This is a genomic window from Kitasatospora gansuensis, from assembly GCF_014203705.1.
Taxonomy (GTDB): Bacteria; Actinomycetota; Actinomycetes; order Streptomycetales; family Streptomycetaceae; genus Kitasatospora; species Kitasatospora gansuensis.
The window spans coordinates 1,531,935-1,549,638 of sequence record NZ_JACHJR010000001.1 but is presented as its reverse complement, the minus strand read 5'-3'; the positions used below and the strand labels follow the sequence as shown (position 1 = coordinate 1,549,638).

Here is a 17,704-nt window from a genome sequence, read left to right as displayed (position 1 = left end):
GGGCGCTCCGTCAGTCCCGCCCGTGCCGGCGGACCACACCGCCGCCACCGCCCCCCGTCCGCCCAGCCACGAACCGGACTTCACACATGACCGTGAACTATCTGAACGACGCCGACAACCCGGCGGTGGACGCAGCTCCCTCCTCGGTGGGTGACCCGCGCGAGGATCTCGGCCGCTACGCCGAACTGGGCGGTTTCACCCTGACCGCCGAGGCCAACCCCTGGTACGCGGCGCAGGCCGCGGCCACCCCCGAGGACGCCCGCGCCGCCTCCACCGCCCTGGCCGAACTCCGCAGCCACGACCTGATCGCCACCCGGGACAGCCTCACCGCCCTGCTCGGCGACGCGGCCACGCCCGGCACGCTGACCGAACTCACCCGGCTCACCGCCGTCCTGCAGCGCGCCCACGGCACCTCGACCGCGCTGCGCCGCGAGGTCTACGACGCCGACCTGGACGCGCTGACCGCCGCCCTCGCCCCGGCGCGCTGGCGGCGCGAGCAGGGCGTGAAGCTGCCCTGGGGGCGCAGGCGTGCGCTGCGCGCCCAGGCCAAGAGCTTCGCGCTCGACGGCCGGGCCCGCCGGGCCGACCTGCTCGACGCGGTCCGCGCCGCCGCCGCGACCCAGTCCGACTGGACCGCGGCCGCCGGTGCCGCGACCCGCCCCGTGGTGGCCGACGCGGCCGGCCTGACCGCCGTCGCGCAGGCCGTCGAGGAGCTCGGCCAGGCCGTCCGGACGCTCTCCGCCCTGCTGCCCGGCCAGTCCCTGGACACCCTGCCGCTGGCCGAACTCGCCGACCTGGTCGACCGCCTGGCCGCCGACGAGGGCACCCTCTACCGGCTGCCCTCGCTCCGCGCGCTGCACACCGCCCTGACGGACGGCGGGCTCGGCGAGCTGCTGACCGAGCTGACGGAGCGTCAGGCCGACCGGGACGCCGCGCTCGCGGCGTACGACCGCCTGAACGGCACCGCCACCGAGGCGGCGGCCATCCAGGCGCTGGCGGCGGGTCCGCGCGAGCCGGAGGCGGAGCCCGAGGCCGAGGCCGTCGTCGAGGCCGTCGTCGAGGTCGAGCCTGAGCCCGAGGTCGTCGTCGAGCCCGAGCCCGAGGTCGCCGAGGTCGAGGCCGCTGTCGAGGTGGAGCCTGAGGTCGAGGTCGAGGTCGAGGCCGAGATCGCTGAGGTCGAGGCCGCTGTCGAGCCTGAGCCCGAGGTCGTCGCCGAGCCCGAGCCCGTTGTCGAGCCCGAGGTCGAGGTCGTCGCCGAGGTGACCCCCGAGCCCGAGGTCCAGGAGCCGGTCGTCGAGCCCGAGCCCGAGCCCGTGGCCGAAATCGCCGTCGCCGAGCCCGAGTTGGTGGAGCCCGAGCCCGAGGTCGCCCCCGAGCCCGTGGCCGAGGAGCCGGTCGTCGAGGAGTCGAAGCCCGCCCGCCGTCCGAAGAAGCCGGCCATCACCGCCGGCCGCGCCGTGACCGCGTACGAGCCCGCCGAGCTGACCGCCCTGGTCCGCTGGATCGACAGCGACGGCACCGAGCGCAGCGAGGACGAGCTGCTCCGGGCCGCCGTCAAGGAGCTCGGCTTCTCCCGGGTCGGCCCCCGTCTCAAGGAGGCGCTCGCCCCGGCGGTCGCCGAGGCCCGCGCCTGAGTCACCGTCACACCCGAGGTGCCCCGGACCGACCACCGGTCCGGGGCACCTCGGCGTTCGAGCAGAGGTCAGCGACCCGCGCGCGCCGCCCAGACCGGGCTCTCGGCGTAGTGGTTGTCGAAGTGCGGCCCGGACTCCCTGATCTCCTGCACGCTCGCCTCGCCCTTGTTCACCCGGTCCAGCAGACGGTAGTAGTCGAACCGGTCCATGCCGGGGGTGAACACCACCAGCACGTCGGCGGTCGAGTCGGCGGCCGGGGCGAACGCGTGCGGGGTGCCGGGCGGCACCGCGAGGAAGTCACCGCGGCCCAGGGTCTCGATCCGGTCGCCGATCAGGACGTCCAACTGCCCGTCCAGGCCGAAGAAGAACTCGGTGGCCCGGGTGTGGAAGTGCGGGGGAGCGCCGACCGCGCCCTTCTCGAACGTCGCCCGGTTGCTGGTGACCTTGCCGCCGGTCTGCGCGGAGTCCGCGAGCAGGGTGATCAGGCTGCCCGGTGCGTCCGCCAGGACCTCGGCATCGGCGGCGCGGACCAGGACGACATCGTGAGCGTTGGACATGGTGGGTTCCCCTCGAACTGCGTGCTTGTCTTGACAACCCCAAATCTATCCAGCCAACGGCCCATCAGTTCGGTGCATTCGATCATCAGTTCCTTGGGCCAATTCCGGCCCGGCCGGAGCCCCGTACACTTCCGGCCATGGACGCGACGCCCGAGCAGCTCGAACGTATCCGCAGCCTGGCCGCCGGGAGCTACCTGCTGGTGACCACGTACAAGAAGGACGGCACCCCCGTCCCCACCCCGGTCTGGGTGGTGCGCGACGGCAACGCCCTCGGCATCTGGACGGTCACCGACTCCTGGAAGGTCAAGCGGATCCGCAACCGCGCCGACGTCCTGGTCGGCCCCTGCGACCTGCGCGGCAACCCCACCGGCGACTCCGTCCCCGCCACCGCCGAACTCCTCGCCCCCGAACAGACCGCCGCCTACCGGACCTTGCTGCGCCGCAAGTACGGCATGCTCGGCGTGGTCACCCTGCTCGGCAGCAAGCTCCGCCGCGGCGACCGGGGCACCATCGGCATCCGGATCACGCTGAAGGACTGAAGCGCCCGTCCGTCGAAGTGTTCGACCAGGGGTCTCCCCGGCATGGCGGCGCGTTCATGTGCCACCCCTAGCTTGGCGACGCCCGGGTGAACCGGGCCCGCGCAGGCCGTGAAGGGCCGTGCGCGCCATGACGCTTCGAGGAGACATCGCTTCATGCGACGCAGCCTTTGGCAGACCTCCGCGGTACTTGTCGCGGTCGGTGCCCTGGTGGGCGGCACTGCCGCCACCGCAAGCTCCGAGACGTATGAGAGCAGCAACCACCGGGACCAGGACAAGATCCGCAACGTGATCTACCTGCTCGGCGACGGCATGGGGCGTACCCACGTCACCGCCGGCCGGGAGCGCTACTACGGTGCGGCCGGGAAGCTGGCCATGGAGCGGCTGCCGTACACCGGTGCCGTGTCCACCTACGCGGTGGAGAAGGGCAGTCAGCAGCCCGCGCTGGTCACCGACTCGGCCAGCTCGGCGACCGCCTGGTCGTCCGGTGTGAAGACGTACAACGCCGCGCTCGGCGTGGACAGCAACGAGAAGCGGGTCGCGACCCTGATGGAGCAGGCCCACGCGGCCGGCTTCGCCACGGGCAACGTCTCGACTGCCGAGATCACCGACGCCACCCCGGCCGGGCAGTTCAGCCACGCGCTGCTGCGCGGCTGCCAGGGCCCGGTCTACTCGGACGCCGCCTGCCTGCCGAAGAACGCCGACGGCAGCTTCGAGGCCAAGCCCGCCGACAGCACGCTGATCACGCCGATCGCCGAGCAGATCGCGCGCAACGGCACGGCGGACGTCATCCTCGGTGGCGGCCTGGCCCGCTTCGAGCCGGACGACCAGAAGGCGCTGCAGGCGCAGGGCTACCAGGTGCTGGGCAGCTTCGGCGACCCGGCGCTGCCCGCGCAGACCGCCGCCAGCCAGAAGGTCGCCACCAAGGCGGACCTGGACGCGGCCAAGGGCAAGAAGGTCGTCGGCCTGTTCAACCGGGGCAATCTGACGGTCGAGCAGGCGAAGGCCGCGCTGCCCGCCGGTGCGCCGCAGAAGCTGGAGCCGACCCTCGCGGAGCTGACCCGCAAGTCGATCTCGCTGCTGAACGGCCGCCGGGACTCGAAGGGCTTCGTGCTCCAGGTCGAGGGCGCGCAGATCGACAAGCGCTCGCACGCCAACGACGCGGACCAGACGCTCGGCGAGGTCAAGGCCTTCGACGACGCCGTGGCCGCCGCGGTCGACTTCGCGCAGAAGGACGGCCACACCCTGGTGATCGTGACCGCCGACCACGAGTGCGCCGGCTTCAACATCATCGAGAAGGGCAGCTTCACCAACGCCGAGGCCGCCGCGCCGCCGGCCAACAGCGACGCGGGCAACACCGCGAACAACAGCTCCCCGGCTCGCTCGGCCGGCGCCAACGTCAAGGACCCGGCCCGCTCCAGCGGCATCGTCAACGGGGCCGGCGCCAAGGACCCGAAGAACTTCGCCCCGGCCACCTTCCGCACCCCGGACGACCCGGCCGGCGTGGTCGACGGCAGCGCCCAGGCCAGCCTGTGGCTGACCTACCTGTCCGGCAACCACACCGGTGCCGACGTGCCGATCTTCGCGTACGGCCCGGGCGGCCAGGCCTTCGCGGCCAGCCAGGACAACACCGAGCTCTACACCAAGATGTACCGCGCGCTGTTCCGGAAGGCGCCCCACCAGCACTGACCCGCTGGGCAGTTGTCGTACGTACCGGGGCCGGGAGGACGTCCTCCCGGCCCCGCACCCGCCTTCAGGAGTTGGCCGATGCATTCCCTCACCCGCGCCGCCGCGCTCGCCGCCCTCGCGCTGACCCTCGCGGTCGGCTGCTCGGGGCCGTCGGAGGACGAGCCGGTGCCGACCGCCCCGGTGTCGGCCCTCGCGCTGCCCGCCCCGCGCGAGGCGCCCGCCCCGGCCGCCGTCCTCGGCAGCCCGGCCGCCGCCGGTGAAGTCCGGCTGGAGCAGGGCCCGTTCACCGATCGGCTCACCTTCACCGGCCTGCGCCTGGACCCGAAGGCCACGGCCGTCACCGGCCACCTCGCCATCACCTCGGACGTCAGCGACCTGCTCGCCCTGGAAGTGCGGGCCGCCTTCTACGACGCGAGCGGCCGGCTGCTGGGCTCCGGCAGCTTCCACTACCAGGAGGAGGAGACGGCCGGCGTGAGCCACGGCGAGCGCCGGGCCGAGGGCGAGGGCATCGACTTCGCCGTACCCGCCACCGGCCTCACCGGGACCCCGGCCAGCGCGGTGCTCTCGGTGCCGGTCCTGGTCAACGAGTAACCGGACCGCCGCAGCGGTCAGTTGCGGACGAACGGGGCCAGGACGGCGGCCAGGTCCTCGGCCGTGCCGAAGACCTCCAGCTGGTCGGCGGAGCGCCGCTGCCAGAGCAGGAGCAGCAGGTCGGAGGCGGAGCCCCGGACCGCGACCGCGCCCTTCGCGTGCTCGGTGCCGACCTGCCAGCCGCCGTCGACGGCGCGCAGCAGCCACTCGCCCGGGCCGTCGGTGGCGTGCAGGTGCAGGCCGTCGGCGGGGAAGTCGGCGGTCGGAGCGCCGGAGATGAACAGGTGCAGGAACTCGTCGATGCCGTCGGCCGCGAGCGCGCGCTCGATCGGCTCGTCCCGGCCGACGGCGTACAGGGCGTCCCAGCAGTGGACGGCGGTCTCCTGGGCCATCCGGCGCTGGATGAAGCCGGCGTTCTGCTGTACGGACCAGGTCCAGCGCGGGAGTTCCGGGTCCAGCCGCTCCAGGGTGGCGGCGCACCGCTCGACCCCCTTGGCGAGCCAGCCGGCCAGTTCGGCGTCGGCGGGCGAGGCGGTCGCGACGTTGTCGGACGGGTCGGTGACGGAGCCGTCGGCGATCCTGGTCCAGAACCGGTGCACCTGCCCGGTGTGCCTGAGCAGCTCGGCGACGTCCCACTCGGGGCAGCCGGCCACCCGCGCGGTGAGATCGACGGCGGCTTCGGCCATCCGGGCCCCGTCGCGACGGAGGGCTGAGGCGTAGTCAGTTCGGTCCACACGGTGACCCTAGACCCTCCGGCGGGTGGGGGGTGGGTGACGGATCGTAGGCTTCCCCGCATGCGAGATTTTGTGGCGGGGCTCGGCTACCTGCTCAAGGGTCAGAAGTGGGTGGCGCGGCACGGGCGCTGGTGGGGCTTCGGGATGATCCCGGCGCTGATCGCCCTGGTCGGGTACGTGGCGGCGCTGGCCGCGCTGACGGTCTGGTCGGGGGACGTGGTCGATTGGGCCACCCCGTTCGCCGACGGCTGGGGTTCGCCCTGGCAGGGGCTGGTCCGGGGAGCGGTGCTGGTGGCGCTGTTCGGCGCCGCGGTGGGGCTCTCGCTGGTGACCTTCACGGCGGTGACACTGCTGATCGGGCAGCCGTTCTACGAGTCGCTCTGCGAGCAGGTGGACGAGACCGAGGGCGGCGCCCCGGCCAAGCCGGACATCCCGCTCTGGGGGGAGCTGCTGATCTCGGCCCGGGACAGCCTGTACGTGCTGGTGCGGGTGCTGGCGTTCGGGATCGTGCTGTTCCTCTGCGGGTTCATCCCGGTGGTCGGCCAGACCGTGGTGCCGGTGGTCGCGCTCGCGGTGTCCGGCTACTTCATGGCGGCCGAGCTGACCGCCGTCGCCCTCCAGCGGCGCGGCGTCCCGCAGCGGGAGCGGCTGCGGCTGCTGCGCGGGCGGCTCGGGCTGGCGCTCGGGTTCGGGATGCCGCTGATGCTGCTGATGCTGGTGCCCTTCGTGACCGTGCTGGCGATGCCCGGCGCGGTGGCGGGCGCCACCCTGCTGGCGCGGGACCTGGCGCCGGTCGAGGAACTGCCCGACGAAGTGGAAGAGGAATTGCCCCACCAGTAAGTAAATATGAGATACCGGTGGGAATTTGACTTTCCGTCCGAAGCTGCACGATAACTGCCCACATGAGCGCAACGGCGGATATCGGTTCGCGGCGGACAGACCTCGGAATTCCCACCGGCATCGATTTGGCGGACCCGGAGTTCTGGCGGCGCCCGCTGCCGGAGCGGGCCGCCGCCTTCGCCCGGCTGCGCGCGCTCGGCGGGCCGGTGTACTTCACCGATCTGCGCACCGGGAAGGGCTTCCACGCGCTGGTCCGGCACGCCGACGTGGTCGCCGCCAGTCGTACCCCGGAGGTGTTCATCAGCGGTCCGGGCGTCACCACGCCCGAACCGGCGCGCTGGGTACGGACGTTGTTCGGCGACTCGATGGTGAACCTGGACGACCCTCGGCACGCCGACCTGCGCCGGATCGTCTCCCGGGCCTTCACCCCGCGTCTGATCGCCAAGGTCGAGGACGACATCCGCTCGGTGGCCCGGGAGTTGGTGGACGAGGTGATCGCCCGCCGCCCCACCGACTTCGTCAGCGCGGTGGCCGCCGAACTGCCCTATCGGGTGATCTGCAACATGATGGGCATCCCCGAGCCGCAGCGGAACCGCATCCTGGCCCAGATCAACCACGCCTCGGAGAACACCGGCGTGGCCCGCAGCCGAATTCGCATCCCCGGCAAGGGCCTGCGCGCGCTGGCCCGGATGCAGGGCTCGATCGCCGCCCTCGGCCGGGAGCGCCGCCGCCGCCCCACCGACGACCTGATCTCCGCACTGGTCACCGCCGACGTGGACGGCCGTCGGCTCAACTCCCGTGAGCTGGGCGCCTTCTTCTCCCTGCTGCTGGTCGCCGGGGTGGAGACCACCCGCAACGCGCTCGCCCACGGCCTGCACCTGCTGACCGAACACCCCGAGCAGCGCGAGCTGTTGCTCGCCGACCTGGACACCCACCTGGGCGGCGCGGTCGAGGAGATGGTCCGGCACTCGACCCCGATCATCCAGTTCCGCCGCACCGTCGCGGCCGACCACCAGCTGAACGGCACCCACCTCGCGAAGGGCGAGAAGGTGGTGCTGTTCTTCGGCTCCGCCAACCGGGACGAGGCGGTCTTCACCGACCCGGACGCCTTCGACATCACCCGCTCGCCCAACCCGCACCTCGGCTTCGGCGGCGGTGGCCCGCACTTCTGCCTCGGCGCCTACCTGGCCCGCCAGGAGATGAAGGTGCTCTTCCGGGAGCTCCTCACCCGCCTCCCCGACATCCACTCGGTCGGCGAGCCCGAGCTGATCCACTCCAACTTCGACAACCGGGTGAGGGCCCTGCGCTTCGGATATCGGCTTTCGTCCAGCTGATCAGTTCGATTACGGTGCCCGGCATGACGACTTCACCCCGCCTCGTACCGGTCACCGCCGACAACCTGGACGCCGTGCTGGCCGTGCAGGTGCACCCGGAGCAGGAGGTCGCGGTCTCCCCGGTGGTCAAGTCGCTGGCCGAGGCGTACGTGCACCCCGGGGTGGCCTGGCCGCGGGCGATCGTGGACGGCGAGCGGGTGGTCGGCTTCGTGATGGCCTTCCTGGACATCGACTGGCGCGGGGACGGGGGCACCGACATCCGCTCCGGCCTCTGGCGGCTCAACATCGCCGCCGCCGAACAGGGCCACGGCTACGGGAAGTTCGCGGTGCACGCGGTGGCCGAGGAGATCCGCCGCCGGGGCGGCACCCGGCTGACCGTCACCTGGCACCCGGGCGAGCACGGCCCGGAGGGCTTCTACCTCGGCCTCGGCTTCCGCCCCACCGGCGAGCAGAGCGGCGGCCAGACCGTCGCCGACCTGGAGCTGTAGCAGCGGGAGCAAGCGGCGTCGCGTACGGTTTCGCGGCGCGGCTTGTCCGTTCCGGCGGGGAGCCGTCGAGGGGGCGGGGCCCTAGCGTTCCGGGGCATGAACGAGTGGCTGATTCACGACTACCGCGAGGACGACCTGGCCGCGGTGGTGCACCTGATCGACACTACGGCCGAGCTGGGCCAGGAGTCGGTGTACTCGCTGGCCGAGTGCATCACCGCGCTGACCTCCCGTCAGCCCGCCGTGGTGGCCGTCAGCCGGGGCGTGCCGATCGGCGCGGCGCTGGCGCACCTGGCGGGCGACCGGGCCTGGGTGATGCGGATCGCGATCGCCCCGGCCTGGCGCGGCCGGGGGCTGGCCAGCGCCCTGCTCCGGGAGTTGGAGCGGCGCCTGCTGGAGCGACGGGTGCGCCGGATCGCGTACGTGCTGCCGGAGGAGGAGCTGCTCGGCGAGGGACTGCGGAACGCCGGGTACACCCGGCGGCCGGCCGTCGCGTACTTCGAGAAGGCCGAGCCGACCGGCCCGGGCGGCAACGCGCTGGAGGAGCTGGGCGGCCGGCTGCTGCCGGGCGACCTGTGGGGCAAGGTGGCCGGGATGGCGGCGGAGAAGGACCTGATCGAGCGTCGGGTGGTGCAGCCGCTGGCCGAGCCGGAGCGGGCCGCCCGGCACGGGGTGCGGCCGCCCCGGGCAATCGCGCTGTTCGGGCCGCCCGGCACCGGCAAGACCACCTTCGCCCGGGCGATGGCCTCCCGGCTGGGCTGGCCGTTCGTCGAGCTGCTGCCGTCCCGGCTGGCCGACGAGGGCAACCTCGCGGCGGCGCTGCGGACGGCCTTCGGGCGGATCGCCGAGCTGGAGCGGGTGCTGGTCTTCATCGACGAGGTGGAGGAGATCGCGCCGGTCCGCGGCGAAGGGGTGCAGTCCGGGCTGCACGGGGTGACCAACGAACTGCTCAAGCTGATCCCGGGCTTCCGGGAGGGCGAGGAGCGGCTGCTGGTCTGTGCGACCAACTCGATCCGCTCGCTCGACCCGGCTTTCCTCCGGCACGGCCGGTTCGACTACCTGATCCCGATCGGTACGCCCGACCCGGTGGCCAGGGAGGCGATCTGGGCCCGGTACGCCGAGGGCCGGGCCGGAGTGGAGCTGGACCGGCTGGTCGAGCACAGCGAGCTGTTCACCCCGGCCGACATCGAGCACGCCGCCCGCAGCGCGGCCCAGGCCGCCTTCGAACGGGACCTGGCGGGTGACGGTCCGGCAGGCGCCACCACCGGCGACTACCTGACGGCGATCGGCCAGTGCCGCCCGACCGTCACGCCCGCGATGATCGAGGACTTCACCGCCGACATCACTTCGCACGCCCGGGTGTGACCCCGGGGTGAGTGCCCACCGCGTCGCGGATCTGCTCGCCCAGGCCGCCGTCGCGGCGGGCGCAGTTGGCGCAGCAGAAGAACTTGCCGGAGACCTCGACGCCGTGGCCGACGATCCGCACCTCGCAGTACTCGCAGCGCGGCGCCAGCTTCTCCATCGCGCACTCGAAGCTGTCGAAGGTGTAGCTGTCGCCGGTGATGGTCTTGATCTCGAAGGCCAGCCAGTAGTCGTTGCCGCAGGTCGCGCAGACCGCCATGGGGGAGCTCCGTCTCTCGGCGGGGTGTGCCCGGCCGGGCTCGGCCGCGCTGTCTCCAATCTCCGGGCGGCGGCCCGGCCCGGCAATCGGCACGCGGCCGAACGGATACTGGAGGCAGTGGCTCGGAGGTGGTCGAGATGATCGTCCGGATCTGGGAGGCGCAGGTGGCGCCCCGACGGGTGGACGAGTTCTGCACCAGGCTGTGCGACGAGGTGCTCCCCGCGCTGCGGGACACCGACGGGTTCGAGGGCGCCGAGCTGCTGCGGTCGGTGACCGAGCTGGACCACCGGGTGCTGCTGCTGACCCGCTGGCGGGACGAGGCGGCGGTGCGGGCGTACGCCGGGCCGATGTGGCGGATCAGGCCGGTCTGGGCGGAGGGCGAGTTCGGCTACCTGGAGCACCCGCCGACCGTCTCGCACTTCCGGCCGACGCTGCTTCAGCGGGACCGGTCGGCGCCCGTCGGCAGTCCCTGATCGGCCTTCACCCGTTTCATCGTCAGATGTGAGTTCACCTGGGCGATCCCGGGCAGCCCGGACAGCACGTCGGTGATGAACCGCTCGTACGCCGCGATGTCCGCCACCGCGATCCGCAGCAGGTAGTCCGGGTCGCCGAACAGGCGGTGCGCCTCGACCACTTCGGGCAGCGCGGCGACCTGGCGCTCGAAGTCGGCCACCGTCGCCTTGTCCTCGTGCCGCATCACGATGGTCACGAAGGGCTGGAAGCCCCGGTCCAGGGCCGCCCCGTCGAGCAGGGCGCGGTAGCCGAGGATCACCCCGTCCTGCTCCAGCTGCCGGACCCGGCGCAGGCACGGGGAGGGGGTCAGGTCCACCCGGGCGGCGAGCTCGGCGTTGGTGAGCCGGCCGTCCCGCTGGAGCTCGTGCAGGATTCTGCGGTCGATTCGGTCCATGGCGCAATATTGTGCCATTCCGCCGCCCGGACGAGCACGAAGTGGCCATCGGCTGCCGGGGCGTTCCGCCTACCTTCGGAGATCGACACCGCGATCCGACCGAGGAGCCCCACCGCACCATGGCACCGCACACCCTGCTGCTCTTCCTCGGCGTGGACCTGCTGCTCGTCCTCACCCCAGGGCCCGACTGGCTCTACATCGCCGCGCGCGGCCTCGGCCAGGGCCGCCGGGCGGCGCTGCTCGCGGTGGCCGGGGTCTGCGCCGGGTACGCGGTGCACACCGCGCTCTCCTCGGCCGGCCTGGCCGCCGCCCTGCGGGCGGTGCCCGCCGCGCTGCCCGCGCTGCGCTGGGCCGGGGCGGCGTACCTCGCGGTGCTGGCCGTCACCATGCTGCTCGGCCTGCGCCGGACGGGCGGTCAGCTGCCGCCCGCCCCCGCCCAGTCCACCGGCACGGTGCTGCGGCAGAGCATGCTGACCGCGCTGCTCAACCCGAAGGGGCTGCTGCTCTACCTGTCGCTGGTGCCGCAGTTCGTCGAGCCGGACAGCGCGGTGCCGGTCGGCGGCCAGGTGCTCGCGCTCGGCAGCCTGAACGTGCTCTGCTGCGCGGCGGTGTACGGCGCGGTCGCCGTGACCGCCGCCCGGCTCGGCGGCTCGCTGGCGGGCACCCCGGTCGCGGCGCGGCGGTTGACGGCGGTCTCCGCCGTCCTGCTGCTGCTGGTGGCCGGGGCGACCGCGACGGCCTGACCGGGGGCGCGTGGGCCGGCCGGAGTGCTCCTGTACGACCGTTGACGGTCCGTCACCGCGCTGGGACGCTCGGAGACGGCCAGGGGGGAGCCCGGCCGCGTCCCGCACACCACCGGTACCAGGGGGCCTGATGAGCACAGCCAGTTCCGGAACCGCCAACAGCTGCCGGCTCGAGTACGACCTGACCTTCATCGGGGCGGCCGCACTCACCGGCCGGATCGACACCGAGTCCCACCAGAAACTGGTCAACACCTACTACCACGGGCTGCCCGAGCCGGCCGGCACCACGCTCGGCGGCAACCGGCACGACCAGGACGCCGAGAAGCAGGCGATGAACATCCTCGCCAACCGGATCTACGCCCAGCTCGGCTGCACCAGCGACGACGAGTACCGCGCCCGGATCGGCCGGGTCCGCCGCGGCCTGGTGACGCTGTTCTCCACCTTCGGTCCCTGCCACTCCTGCCGGGACGTGTTCCGGCGGCTGCGCCAGGACTTCCCGGCCGTCACCTTCGAGATCACCTACCGGAACGCCGTCCGGGGCGGCGGCACGGCCCGCCTGATGGAGGCGGGCGGCGGGCTCAGCGGCGTGTACGGCATCGGCGACGCGGAGGAGCTGCCCAACAAGGACTGGCGCAAGACCTACCCGGGCATCCCGGTCCCGGCCGCCACCGCGACCCTGCGGGCGCAGTTCACGGGCGGCCCGCGGGTGGCCGCCGCCGCCACGGCCGTCGCCGGACAGCCGTACACCTCGTACCGCTACCCGGCGGCCCGGCAGCAGGGCAACCCGGACGAGGTGACCGCCGCGCTCGACGTGGTGGCGAAGGCGGTCTGGGACACCATCGCCCCCGGGCAGCAGTTCAACGAGCGGACCTTCCCGCAGTTCATCCGCAACGTCGGCTCGGGCGACCTGGTGCTGGACTGCGAGCAGGGGCCGACCTCGGCGGGGCGGACCGCGATCGCGGCCTTCGTCGCGGACTTCCCGAAGGTCCGGGTCCAGGTCGACTACCAGGGGGCGGCCGCCCGGGTCGGCGCGCTCGGCTACGCCGACTCGGTGGCGGCGGCCGGCGGCTGGCGGAAGGTGTTCCCGGCCGGGTAGCGAGGTCAGACGCCCGAGGGGAGCTCCTTCGCGCGGCTGCGGACCTGGAGGGCGGTGGCGATCTCGACGATGCCGAGCACCAGCAGGCCGCAGCCGGCCAGGACGGTGAGCGCGGTGACCGAGTGGGCCGGCCAGACCATCAGCAGGATCCCGGCCAGGGTGTTGACCGCGCCGCCGAAGAACTGCCAGCCACGGGCGGGCATCGCCGGGTCGGAGGCGGCCGCCGCGAGCTGGGTGATGCCGCGGAACAGCCAGCCGATGCCGATCCAGATCGCCAGCAGCAGCACCGACTGCACGGCGCTGCGGAAGCAGAGCAGCCCCAGCAGCACGCAGATCGCGCCGCTGATGAAGGCCAGCACCCGCATCGCGGTGGAGGCGTGGGTGCCGAACGCGGCGACCAGCTGCACGACGCCGATGATCAGCAGGTAGAGGCCGAACAGCACGCCGACCACCCACAGGGTCTGCTTCGGCCAGACGAAGACGATCACGCCGAGGATCAGCGAGGCGATGCCCGCCGCGAGCAGCGCCTGCCAGGCGGCGTGTGCCAGCCGCTGCACCGGGCCCTCCAGCACCTGGCCTTCCAGCGGAGGGAGCGCGTTGGGATCGTGCGGGTTGGCCATGGCGGTCTCCTGACGGGCAGTGGTGTTGATCATCCCCACTCTTCCGGCGCGCGCCGGGCCCCGCCGGGTGAGCGCGGCCGTTCGGGGGACACGAACTGATGGCCCCTCAGCCGCCGTCCCGACATCCGGCGGACACCCCGCTCGATATGATCGGGGTCAGAGGACTGCGGAGCAGCAAGGGTCGGGGGGCCGGTGAGTCACTACGTCGTGTGCGGTGGCAACGCGCTCGCCCACCGGCTGATCCGGGAGCTGATCGAGCAGTACGAGGTCCCGGTGGTCGCCCTGGTGCCGGACCTGACGCAGGATCACGGACCGCAGATCAGCCAGCTGCCCGGGCTGTCCGCCGTGCACGAGTACGCCACCGTCTCGGCCGAGGCGCTGCGCGCCTGCGGGATCGAGACGGCGGGTGGCATCGCGCTGGTGGACGGCAGCGACGAGGGGAACATCCACGCCGCGCTGGCCGCCCAGAACCGCAACCCCGGCATCCGGATCGTGCTGCGGATGTTCAACCACCGCCTCGGCGAGCACCTGGAGCGGCTGCTGCCGAACTGCGCGGCGCTCTCCGGCTCGGCCACCGCCGCGCCCGCCTTCGCCAACGGCGCGCTGGACCGGCCCAACTCGGTCCGGGTGGGCAGCCGGTACCTGTACGTCGCGTACGACGGCGAGATCCAGGACAACCAGCTCTGCGTGGTCGCCGACCGGATCGACCCGCAGGACCTGGGCCGGATGCGGCTGCTGCCGCAGACCGCCGGGCGGGCGGCCGAGTTCATCGCGCTGGCCCGCCGGTTCGGGGACGAGGGGGAGTACGGGCCGCGGTCGCGGGAGGAGCACGAGCAGCGCGGCGGGATCGCCGCCCTGCAGGCGCTGACCGGGGAGCCGCCGATGCGGATCCCCTGGTGGGCCAGGGTGCGCTGGTGGCTGCTGGACACCCTGCGGTTCTTCACCAGCGCCCGGCTGCGGCTGCTGCTCACCATCGCGGTGGTGGCGGTGCTGCTCAGCGGCGCGGTGATCTGGTACTCCACCGGGCACCTGGGCTGGGCGCTCTACTACACCCTGCTGGACATGGCGGGCGCGGCCAGCCCGGACCAGCCGGGGGAGACCATGCCGGGCGGCGGCTGGCAGCGGATCGCCCAGGTGGTGATCACCTTCTGCGGCATCACCTTCGTGCCGGTGGCCACCGCGATCGCGGTGGAGGCGCTGGCCAGCGGCCGGCGCGGCCTGCCCAGGGCGCCCGGCGCGGGCACCAGGGACCACGTGGTGGTGGTCGGGCTGAACCACCTCGGCACCCGGGTGGCCGGCATGGTCCGGGAGTCCGGGGTGCCGGTGGTCTGCATCGAGCGCGACCCGCAGTCCCGGGGGATCGCGGCGATGCGGGCGCTGGGCGTACCGGTGCTGGTCGGTGACGCCCCGTTGGCCGGGCAGCTGCTCCGGGCCAGGGCGCAGTACGCCCGCGCGGTGGTCTCGGTGACCCGGGACGACGCGGCCAACCTGGAGGTGGCGCTGGAGGCCAGGGCCCTGCAGCCCGGGGTGCGGATGATCCTGCGGCTGTTCGACGACGACTTCGCGCACCAGGTGTACGCGACGCTCGGCAACGTGGTCTCGCGCTCGATGTCGTACCTCTCCGCACCGGGGTTCGCCGCCGCCCTGATGGGCCGTGAGGTGCTCGGGACGCTCTCGGTGTACCGCCGGGTGCTGCTGATCGCCGAGCTGACGGCGGAGACCGGCTCCGGCCTGGCCGGGCGCAGCGTGCACGACCTGGAGGAGCCCGGCGGTGTCCGGGTGGTGGCCGTCCGGCTGGCCCGGCTCCCCGACGAGTACCAGTGGAACTACCCCGACCGGGCCCGCCCGCTGGGCGAGGGCGACCACATCCTGGTGGCCGCCACCCGCAGCGGCCTGGCCCGGCTGAACACCGGTCAGACGGCGGTCTGACGCGGGCGTCCGACAAGCCCTATGCTGCTGAGCTCGCGAGACTACTGGCCGGTAGGACAGGGGAGTTCGGATGACGGGCGAGCGGGTGCACGCGTTCGGGGACGACGCGTTGGGCGAGCACGACGCGGTGGCGCTGGCGGCGGCGGTACGGGCCGGGGAGGTCAGCGCCGAGGAACTGGCGGAGGCCGCCGTGGCGCGGGCCGAGCAGGTGGACGGGCGACTGGCCCCGGTCGCGTTCGAGGCGTACCTGACCCCGCGGGTCGGGCGGTCGGGCCCGGCGGCCGCGCTGGCCGGGGTGCCGACCTTCCTGAAGGACAACGTCGACCTGCGGGGCATGCCGACCGGGCAGGGCAGCGCCGCCTTCCGGGCCCGCCCCGCGCGCCGGACGGCCGGCTTCGCGGAGCAGCTGCTCGGCACCGGGCTGACCGTGCTGGGCAAGACCCGGCTGCCCGAGTTCGGCCTGAACGCCTCCACCGAGTACGCCGCCGCCGAGCCGGTGCGCAACCCCTGGCAGCCCTCGCACTCGCCGGGCGCCTCCTCCGGCGGCGCGGCCGCGCTGGTGGCCGCCGGGGTGGTGCCGATCGCGCACGCCAACGACGGCGGCGGCTCGATCCGGATCCCGGCGGCCTGCTGCGGGCTGGTCGGCCTGAAGCCGACCCGGGGCCGGCTGGTGCTCAACGACCAGGGCCGTCGGCTGCCGATCGACCTGATCACCGACGGTGTGCTGACCCGGACGGTCCGGGACACCGCCGCCTTCTTCGCGGCCGCCGAGCAGCAGTACCGCAACCCGGCTCTGCCGCCGCTGGGCCTGGTGGCGGGATCGGGCGAACGGCGGCTGCGGATCGGCCTGGTGCTGGACTCGCCGCTCGAGGCCGCGGTCACCGACCAGCAGACCCGGCAGGCGGTCGAGCGGACGGCGGCCCGGCTGGAGGCCCTCGGGCATCGGGTCGAGCCGGCCGTGCTGCCGTTCGGCGAGCAGTTCGCCCAGGACTTCACCCTGTACTGGGGCTACATCGCGTTCCTGATCGCCGCCACCGGCAAGCTGGTGCTCGACCGGGGCTTCCAGGCCCGCCGGCTGGACGGCCTCACCCAGGGGCTGCGGCGCAGCTTCCGGCGCGAGTTCCTGAAGACCCCGGGGGTGGTGCGCCGCCTGCGGCAGGCGGAGCAGGCGTACGCCGGGATGTTCGCCGAGTACGACCTGATCCTCTGTCCGGTGCTCGCCCATGTCGCGCCGCCGATCGGCCACTTGAGCCCGAACGTGCCGTTCGAGGAGCTGATCGGGCGGCTGCGCCGGTACGTCGCCTTCACCCCCGTGAACAACGTGACCGGTGCGCCCGCCATCTCGCTGCCCACCGGCGAGACCGCCGACGGCCGGCCGATCGGGGTGCACCTGCTGGCCCCGCACGGCGAGGAACGGCGGCTGCTGGAGCTGGCGTTCGAACTGGAGCAGGACCGGCCCTGGCGGCGGATCCAGGACTGATCCCGCAGAGGGTCAGGCGGAGCGGAGCAGGTCGACGAGGCCGGTCAGGTCCTCCGCGCCGCCGCCCTCCGCGAGCCGACGGCCCATCAGGTCGAAGAAGGGCGTGAGGAGTTCGGGGCTGACGCCCTGCTCCTCGGCGGTGCGCAGGAAGGTGGGGGTGCCCGCGACCTGCATGGCGAGGTTGGAGACGACGTCCTTGGTGTAGTCGCCGCCCTCCAGCTGCTCGGCGGTGGTCCGCACCGACTGCGTCATCGCGGTGAGCCAGCCGCTCAGCAGCGGGGCGGCCGCGGTCGGCGGCACGGACTCCGCGCGCAGCAGCGCGAAGGCGTGCGTGAGCCCGGCGAACATGCCGTACATCGCGCTCAGCAGCGCGACGTCGTGCAGCGCGGCGAAGCCCGCGTCCGCGCCGACGTAGGCGGTGCCGACCGGCACCGCGAGGGTCTCCCGGTGCTCCTCGAAGAGCTCCGCCGAGCCGCTGTAGAAGACGTACCCGCCGGCCGCCGGGACGCCGATCATCGGCGGGACGGCCATGATCCCGGCGTCCAGGTAGCGGGCACCGCGCTCGCGGGCCCAGGCCGCGCGGGCGCGGGCCTCACCGGGGGTGCTGGTGACCAGGTTGACGAGATCCTTGCCGGACAGGTCCAGGCCGGACAGCGCCTTCTCCACGGAGGCGTCGTCGAGCAGGCAGACGACCACCAGCCGGCTGGCGGCGACCGCCTCGGCGGCGGTGGCGGCGACGGTGGCGCCCAGGGCGGCGAGCGGTTCGGCCCGGGCGGGGGTGCGGTTCCAGACGGTGACCGGGTGCCCGGCGGCGAGCCAGGTCCGGGCGAACGCGGCGCCCATCGCGCCGGTGCCGAGCAGGGTGAGGGAGGTGGGGGTGGTCTTCTGAATGATGTTCTGTGCCATGT

The 17,704-nt window shown here is 73.3% G+C and carries 19 protein-coding genes; 13 read left to right on the top strand and 6 right to left on the bottom strand.

Features of this window, described 5'->3' with window-relative positions; translation table 11 throughout:
• Positions 1 to 86 precede the first annotated feature (86 nt).
• The gene (locus F4556_RS07060) at positions 87 to 1,634 is read left to right on the top strand and encodes a serine/threonine-protein kinase (protein WP_184912583.1); all 1,548 of its coding nucleotides are present in this window, start codon (positions 87 to 89) and stop codon (positions 1,632 to 1,634) included.
• Positions 1,635 to 1,702: 68 nt separating this feature from the next.
• Here F4556_RS07060 and F4556_RS07055 read toward each other — a convergent pair whose 3' ends face one another.
• On the bottom strand, positions 1,703 to 2,191 hold the full coding sequence (locus F4556_RS07055; protein ID WP_184912581.1) for a cupin domain-containing protein: 489 nt from the start codon (positions 2,189 to 2,191) through the stop codon (positions 1,703 to 1,705).
• A gap of 137 nt (positions 2,192 to 2,328) precedes the next feature.
• On the opposite strand from F4556_RS07055, the gene F4556_RS07050 reads away from it, so the two are divergent.
• The 3 genes from F4556_RS07050 (at position 2,329) to F4556_RS07040 (ending at position 5,007) form a co-directional block, all read left to right on the top strand.
• The gene (locus tag F4556_RS07050; protein WP_184912579.1) at positions 2,329 to 2,730 is read left to right on the top strand and encodes a PPOX class F420-dependent oxidoreductase; all 402 of its coding nucleotides are present in this window, start codon (positions 2,329 to 2,331) and stop codon (positions 2,728 to 2,730) included.
• A 153-nt stretch (positions 2,731 to 2,883) separates the two neighbouring features.
• A complete protein-coding gene (locus F4556_RS07045) occupies positions 2,884 to 4,416 on the top strand; it encodes an alkaline phosphatase (RefSeq protein ID WP_184912577.1) in 1,533 nt (510 codons plus the stop codon).
• Between the two features lie 78 nt (positions 4,417 to 4,494).
• On the top strand, positions 4,495 to 5,007 hold the full coding sequence (locus F4556_RS07040) for a hypothetical protein (protein ID WP_184912575.1): 513 nt from the start codon (positions 4,495 to 4,497) through the stop codon (positions 5,005 to 5,007).
• Between the two features lie 17 nt (positions 5,008 to 5,024).
• On the opposite strand, the gene F4556_RS07035 is transcribed toward F4556_RS07040, so the two are convergent.
• Positions 5,025 to 5,741, bottom strand: a complete 717-nt coding sequence (locus F4556_RS07035) for a maleylpyruvate isomerase family mycothiol-dependent enzyme (protein ID WP_184912573.1) — start codon at positions 5,739 to 5,741, stop codon at positions 5,025 to 5,027.
• A 60-nt stretch (positions 5,742 to 5,801) separates the two neighbouring features.
• Here F4556_RS07035 and F4556_RS07030 point away from each other — a divergent pair, with 60 nt between their 5' ends.
• The 4 genes from F4556_RS07030 (at position 5,802) to F4556_RS07015 (ending at position 9,765) form a co-directional block, all read left to right on the top strand.
• Positions 5,802 to 6,581 carry an EI24 domain-containing protein gene (locus tag F4556_RS07030; protein ID WP_184912571.1) on the top strand — a complete coding sequence of 260 codons (780 nt, stop codon included), beginning with the start codon at positions 5,802 to 5,804 and terminating at the stop codon, positions 6,579 to 6,581.
• 62 nt (positions 6,582 to 6,643) lie between these two features.
• Positions 6,644 to 7,915, top strand: a complete 1,272-nt coding sequence (locus F4556_RS07025; RefSeq protein WP_184912569.1) for a cytochrome P450 — start codon at positions 6,644 to 6,646, stop codon at positions 7,913 to 7,915.
• A gap of 23 nt (positions 7,916 to 7,938) precedes the next feature.
• Complete coding sequence (locus tag F4556_RS07020) at positions 7,939 to 8,403, top strand: GNAT family N-acetyltransferase (protein WP_184912567.1); 465 nt, start codon at positions 7,939 to 7,941, stop codon at positions 8,401 to 8,403.
• A gap of 96 nt (positions 8,404 to 8,499) precedes the next feature.
• Entirely contained in the window at positions 8,500 to 9,765 is a 1,266-nt protein-coding gene (locus F4556_RS07015; RefSeq protein WP_184912565.1) for an ATP-binding protein, read from the top strand.
• On the opposite strand, the gene F4556_RS07010 is transcribed toward F4556_RS07015, so the two are convergent.
• A complete protein-coding gene (locus F4556_RS07010; RefSeq protein ID WP_184912563.1) occupies positions 9,743 to 10,021 on the bottom strand; it encodes a metallothionein in 279 nt (92 codons plus the stop codon). The two genes, F4556_RS07015 and F4556_RS07010, sit on opposite strands and share 23 nt — an antisense overlap.
• A gap of 137 nt (positions 10,022 to 10,158) precedes the next feature.
• Here F4556_RS07010 and F4556_RS07005 point away from each other — a divergent pair, with 137 nt between their 5' ends.
• Positions 10,159 to 10,494 carry an antibiotic biosynthesis monooxygenase family protein gene (locus tag F4556_RS07005; RefSeq protein ID WP_184912561.1) on the top strand — a complete coding sequence of 112 codons (336 nt, stop codon included), beginning with the start codon at positions 10,159 to 10,161 and terminating at the stop codon, positions 10,492 to 10,494.
• On the opposite strand, the gene F4556_RS07000 is transcribed toward F4556_RS07005, so the two are convergent.
• A complete protein-coding gene (locus tag F4556_RS07000; RefSeq protein WP_184912559.1) occupies positions 10,458 to 10,928 on the bottom strand; it encodes an Lrp/AsnC family transcriptional regulator in 471 nt (156 codons plus the stop codon). The genes F4556_RS07005 and F4556_RS07000 overlap by 37 nt on opposite strands.
• Before the next feature lie 119 nt (positions 10,929 to 11,047).
• Here F4556_RS07000 and F4556_RS06995 point away from each other — a divergent pair, with 119 nt between their 5' ends.
• Both F4556_RS06995 and F4556_RS06990 read left to right on the top strand, forming a co-directional pair.
• Complete coding sequence (locus F4556_RS06995) at positions 11,048 to 11,671, top strand: LysE family translocator (protein ID WP_184912558.1); 624 nt, start codon at positions 11,048 to 11,050, stop codon at positions 11,669 to 11,671.
• A 130-nt stretch (positions 11,672 to 11,801) separates the two neighbouring features.
• Positions 11,802 to 12,767, top strand: coding sequence for a hypothetical protein (locus tag F4556_RS06990; protein WP_184912556.1), 966 nt, complete (start codon positions 11,802 to 11,804; stop codon positions 12,765 to 12,767).
• A gap of 5 nt (positions 12,768 to 12,772) precedes the next feature.
• On the opposite strand, the gene F4556_RS06985 is transcribed toward F4556_RS06990, so the two are convergent.
• Positions 12,773 to 13,420, bottom strand: a complete 648-nt coding sequence (locus F4556_RS06985; RefSeq protein WP_184912554.1) for an HdeD family acid-resistance protein — start codon at positions 13,418 to 13,420, stop codon at positions 12,773 to 12,775.
• A gap of 159 nt (positions 13,421 to 13,579) precedes the next feature.
• On the opposite strand from F4556_RS06985, the gene F4556_RS39375 reads away from it, so the two are divergent.
• Positions 13,580 to 15,316, top strand: coding sequence for an NAD-binding protein (locus F4556_RS39375; RefSeq protein WP_184912552.1), 1,737 nt, complete (start codon positions 13,580 to 13,582; stop codon positions 15,314 to 15,316).
• Positions 15,317 to 15,386: 70 nt separating this feature from the next.
• Positions 15,387 to 16,796 carry an amidase gene (locus F4556_RS06975; protein ID WP_184912550.1) on the top strand — a complete coding sequence of 470 codons (1,410 nt, stop codon included), beginning with the start codon at positions 15,387 to 15,389 and terminating at the stop codon, positions 16,794 to 16,796.
• Positions 16,797 to 16,808: 12 nt separating this feature from the next.
• On the opposite strand, the gene F4556_RS06970 is transcribed toward F4556_RS06975, so the two are convergent.
• Positions 16,809 to 17,702 carry an NAD(P)-dependent oxidoreductase gene (locus tag F4556_RS06970; protein ID WP_184912549.1) on the bottom strand — a complete coding sequence of 298 codons (894 nt, stop codon included), beginning with the start codon at positions 17,700 to 17,702 and terminating at the stop codon, positions 16,809 to 16,811.
• Between the last annotated feature and the right edge of the window lie 2 nt (positions 17,703 to 17,704).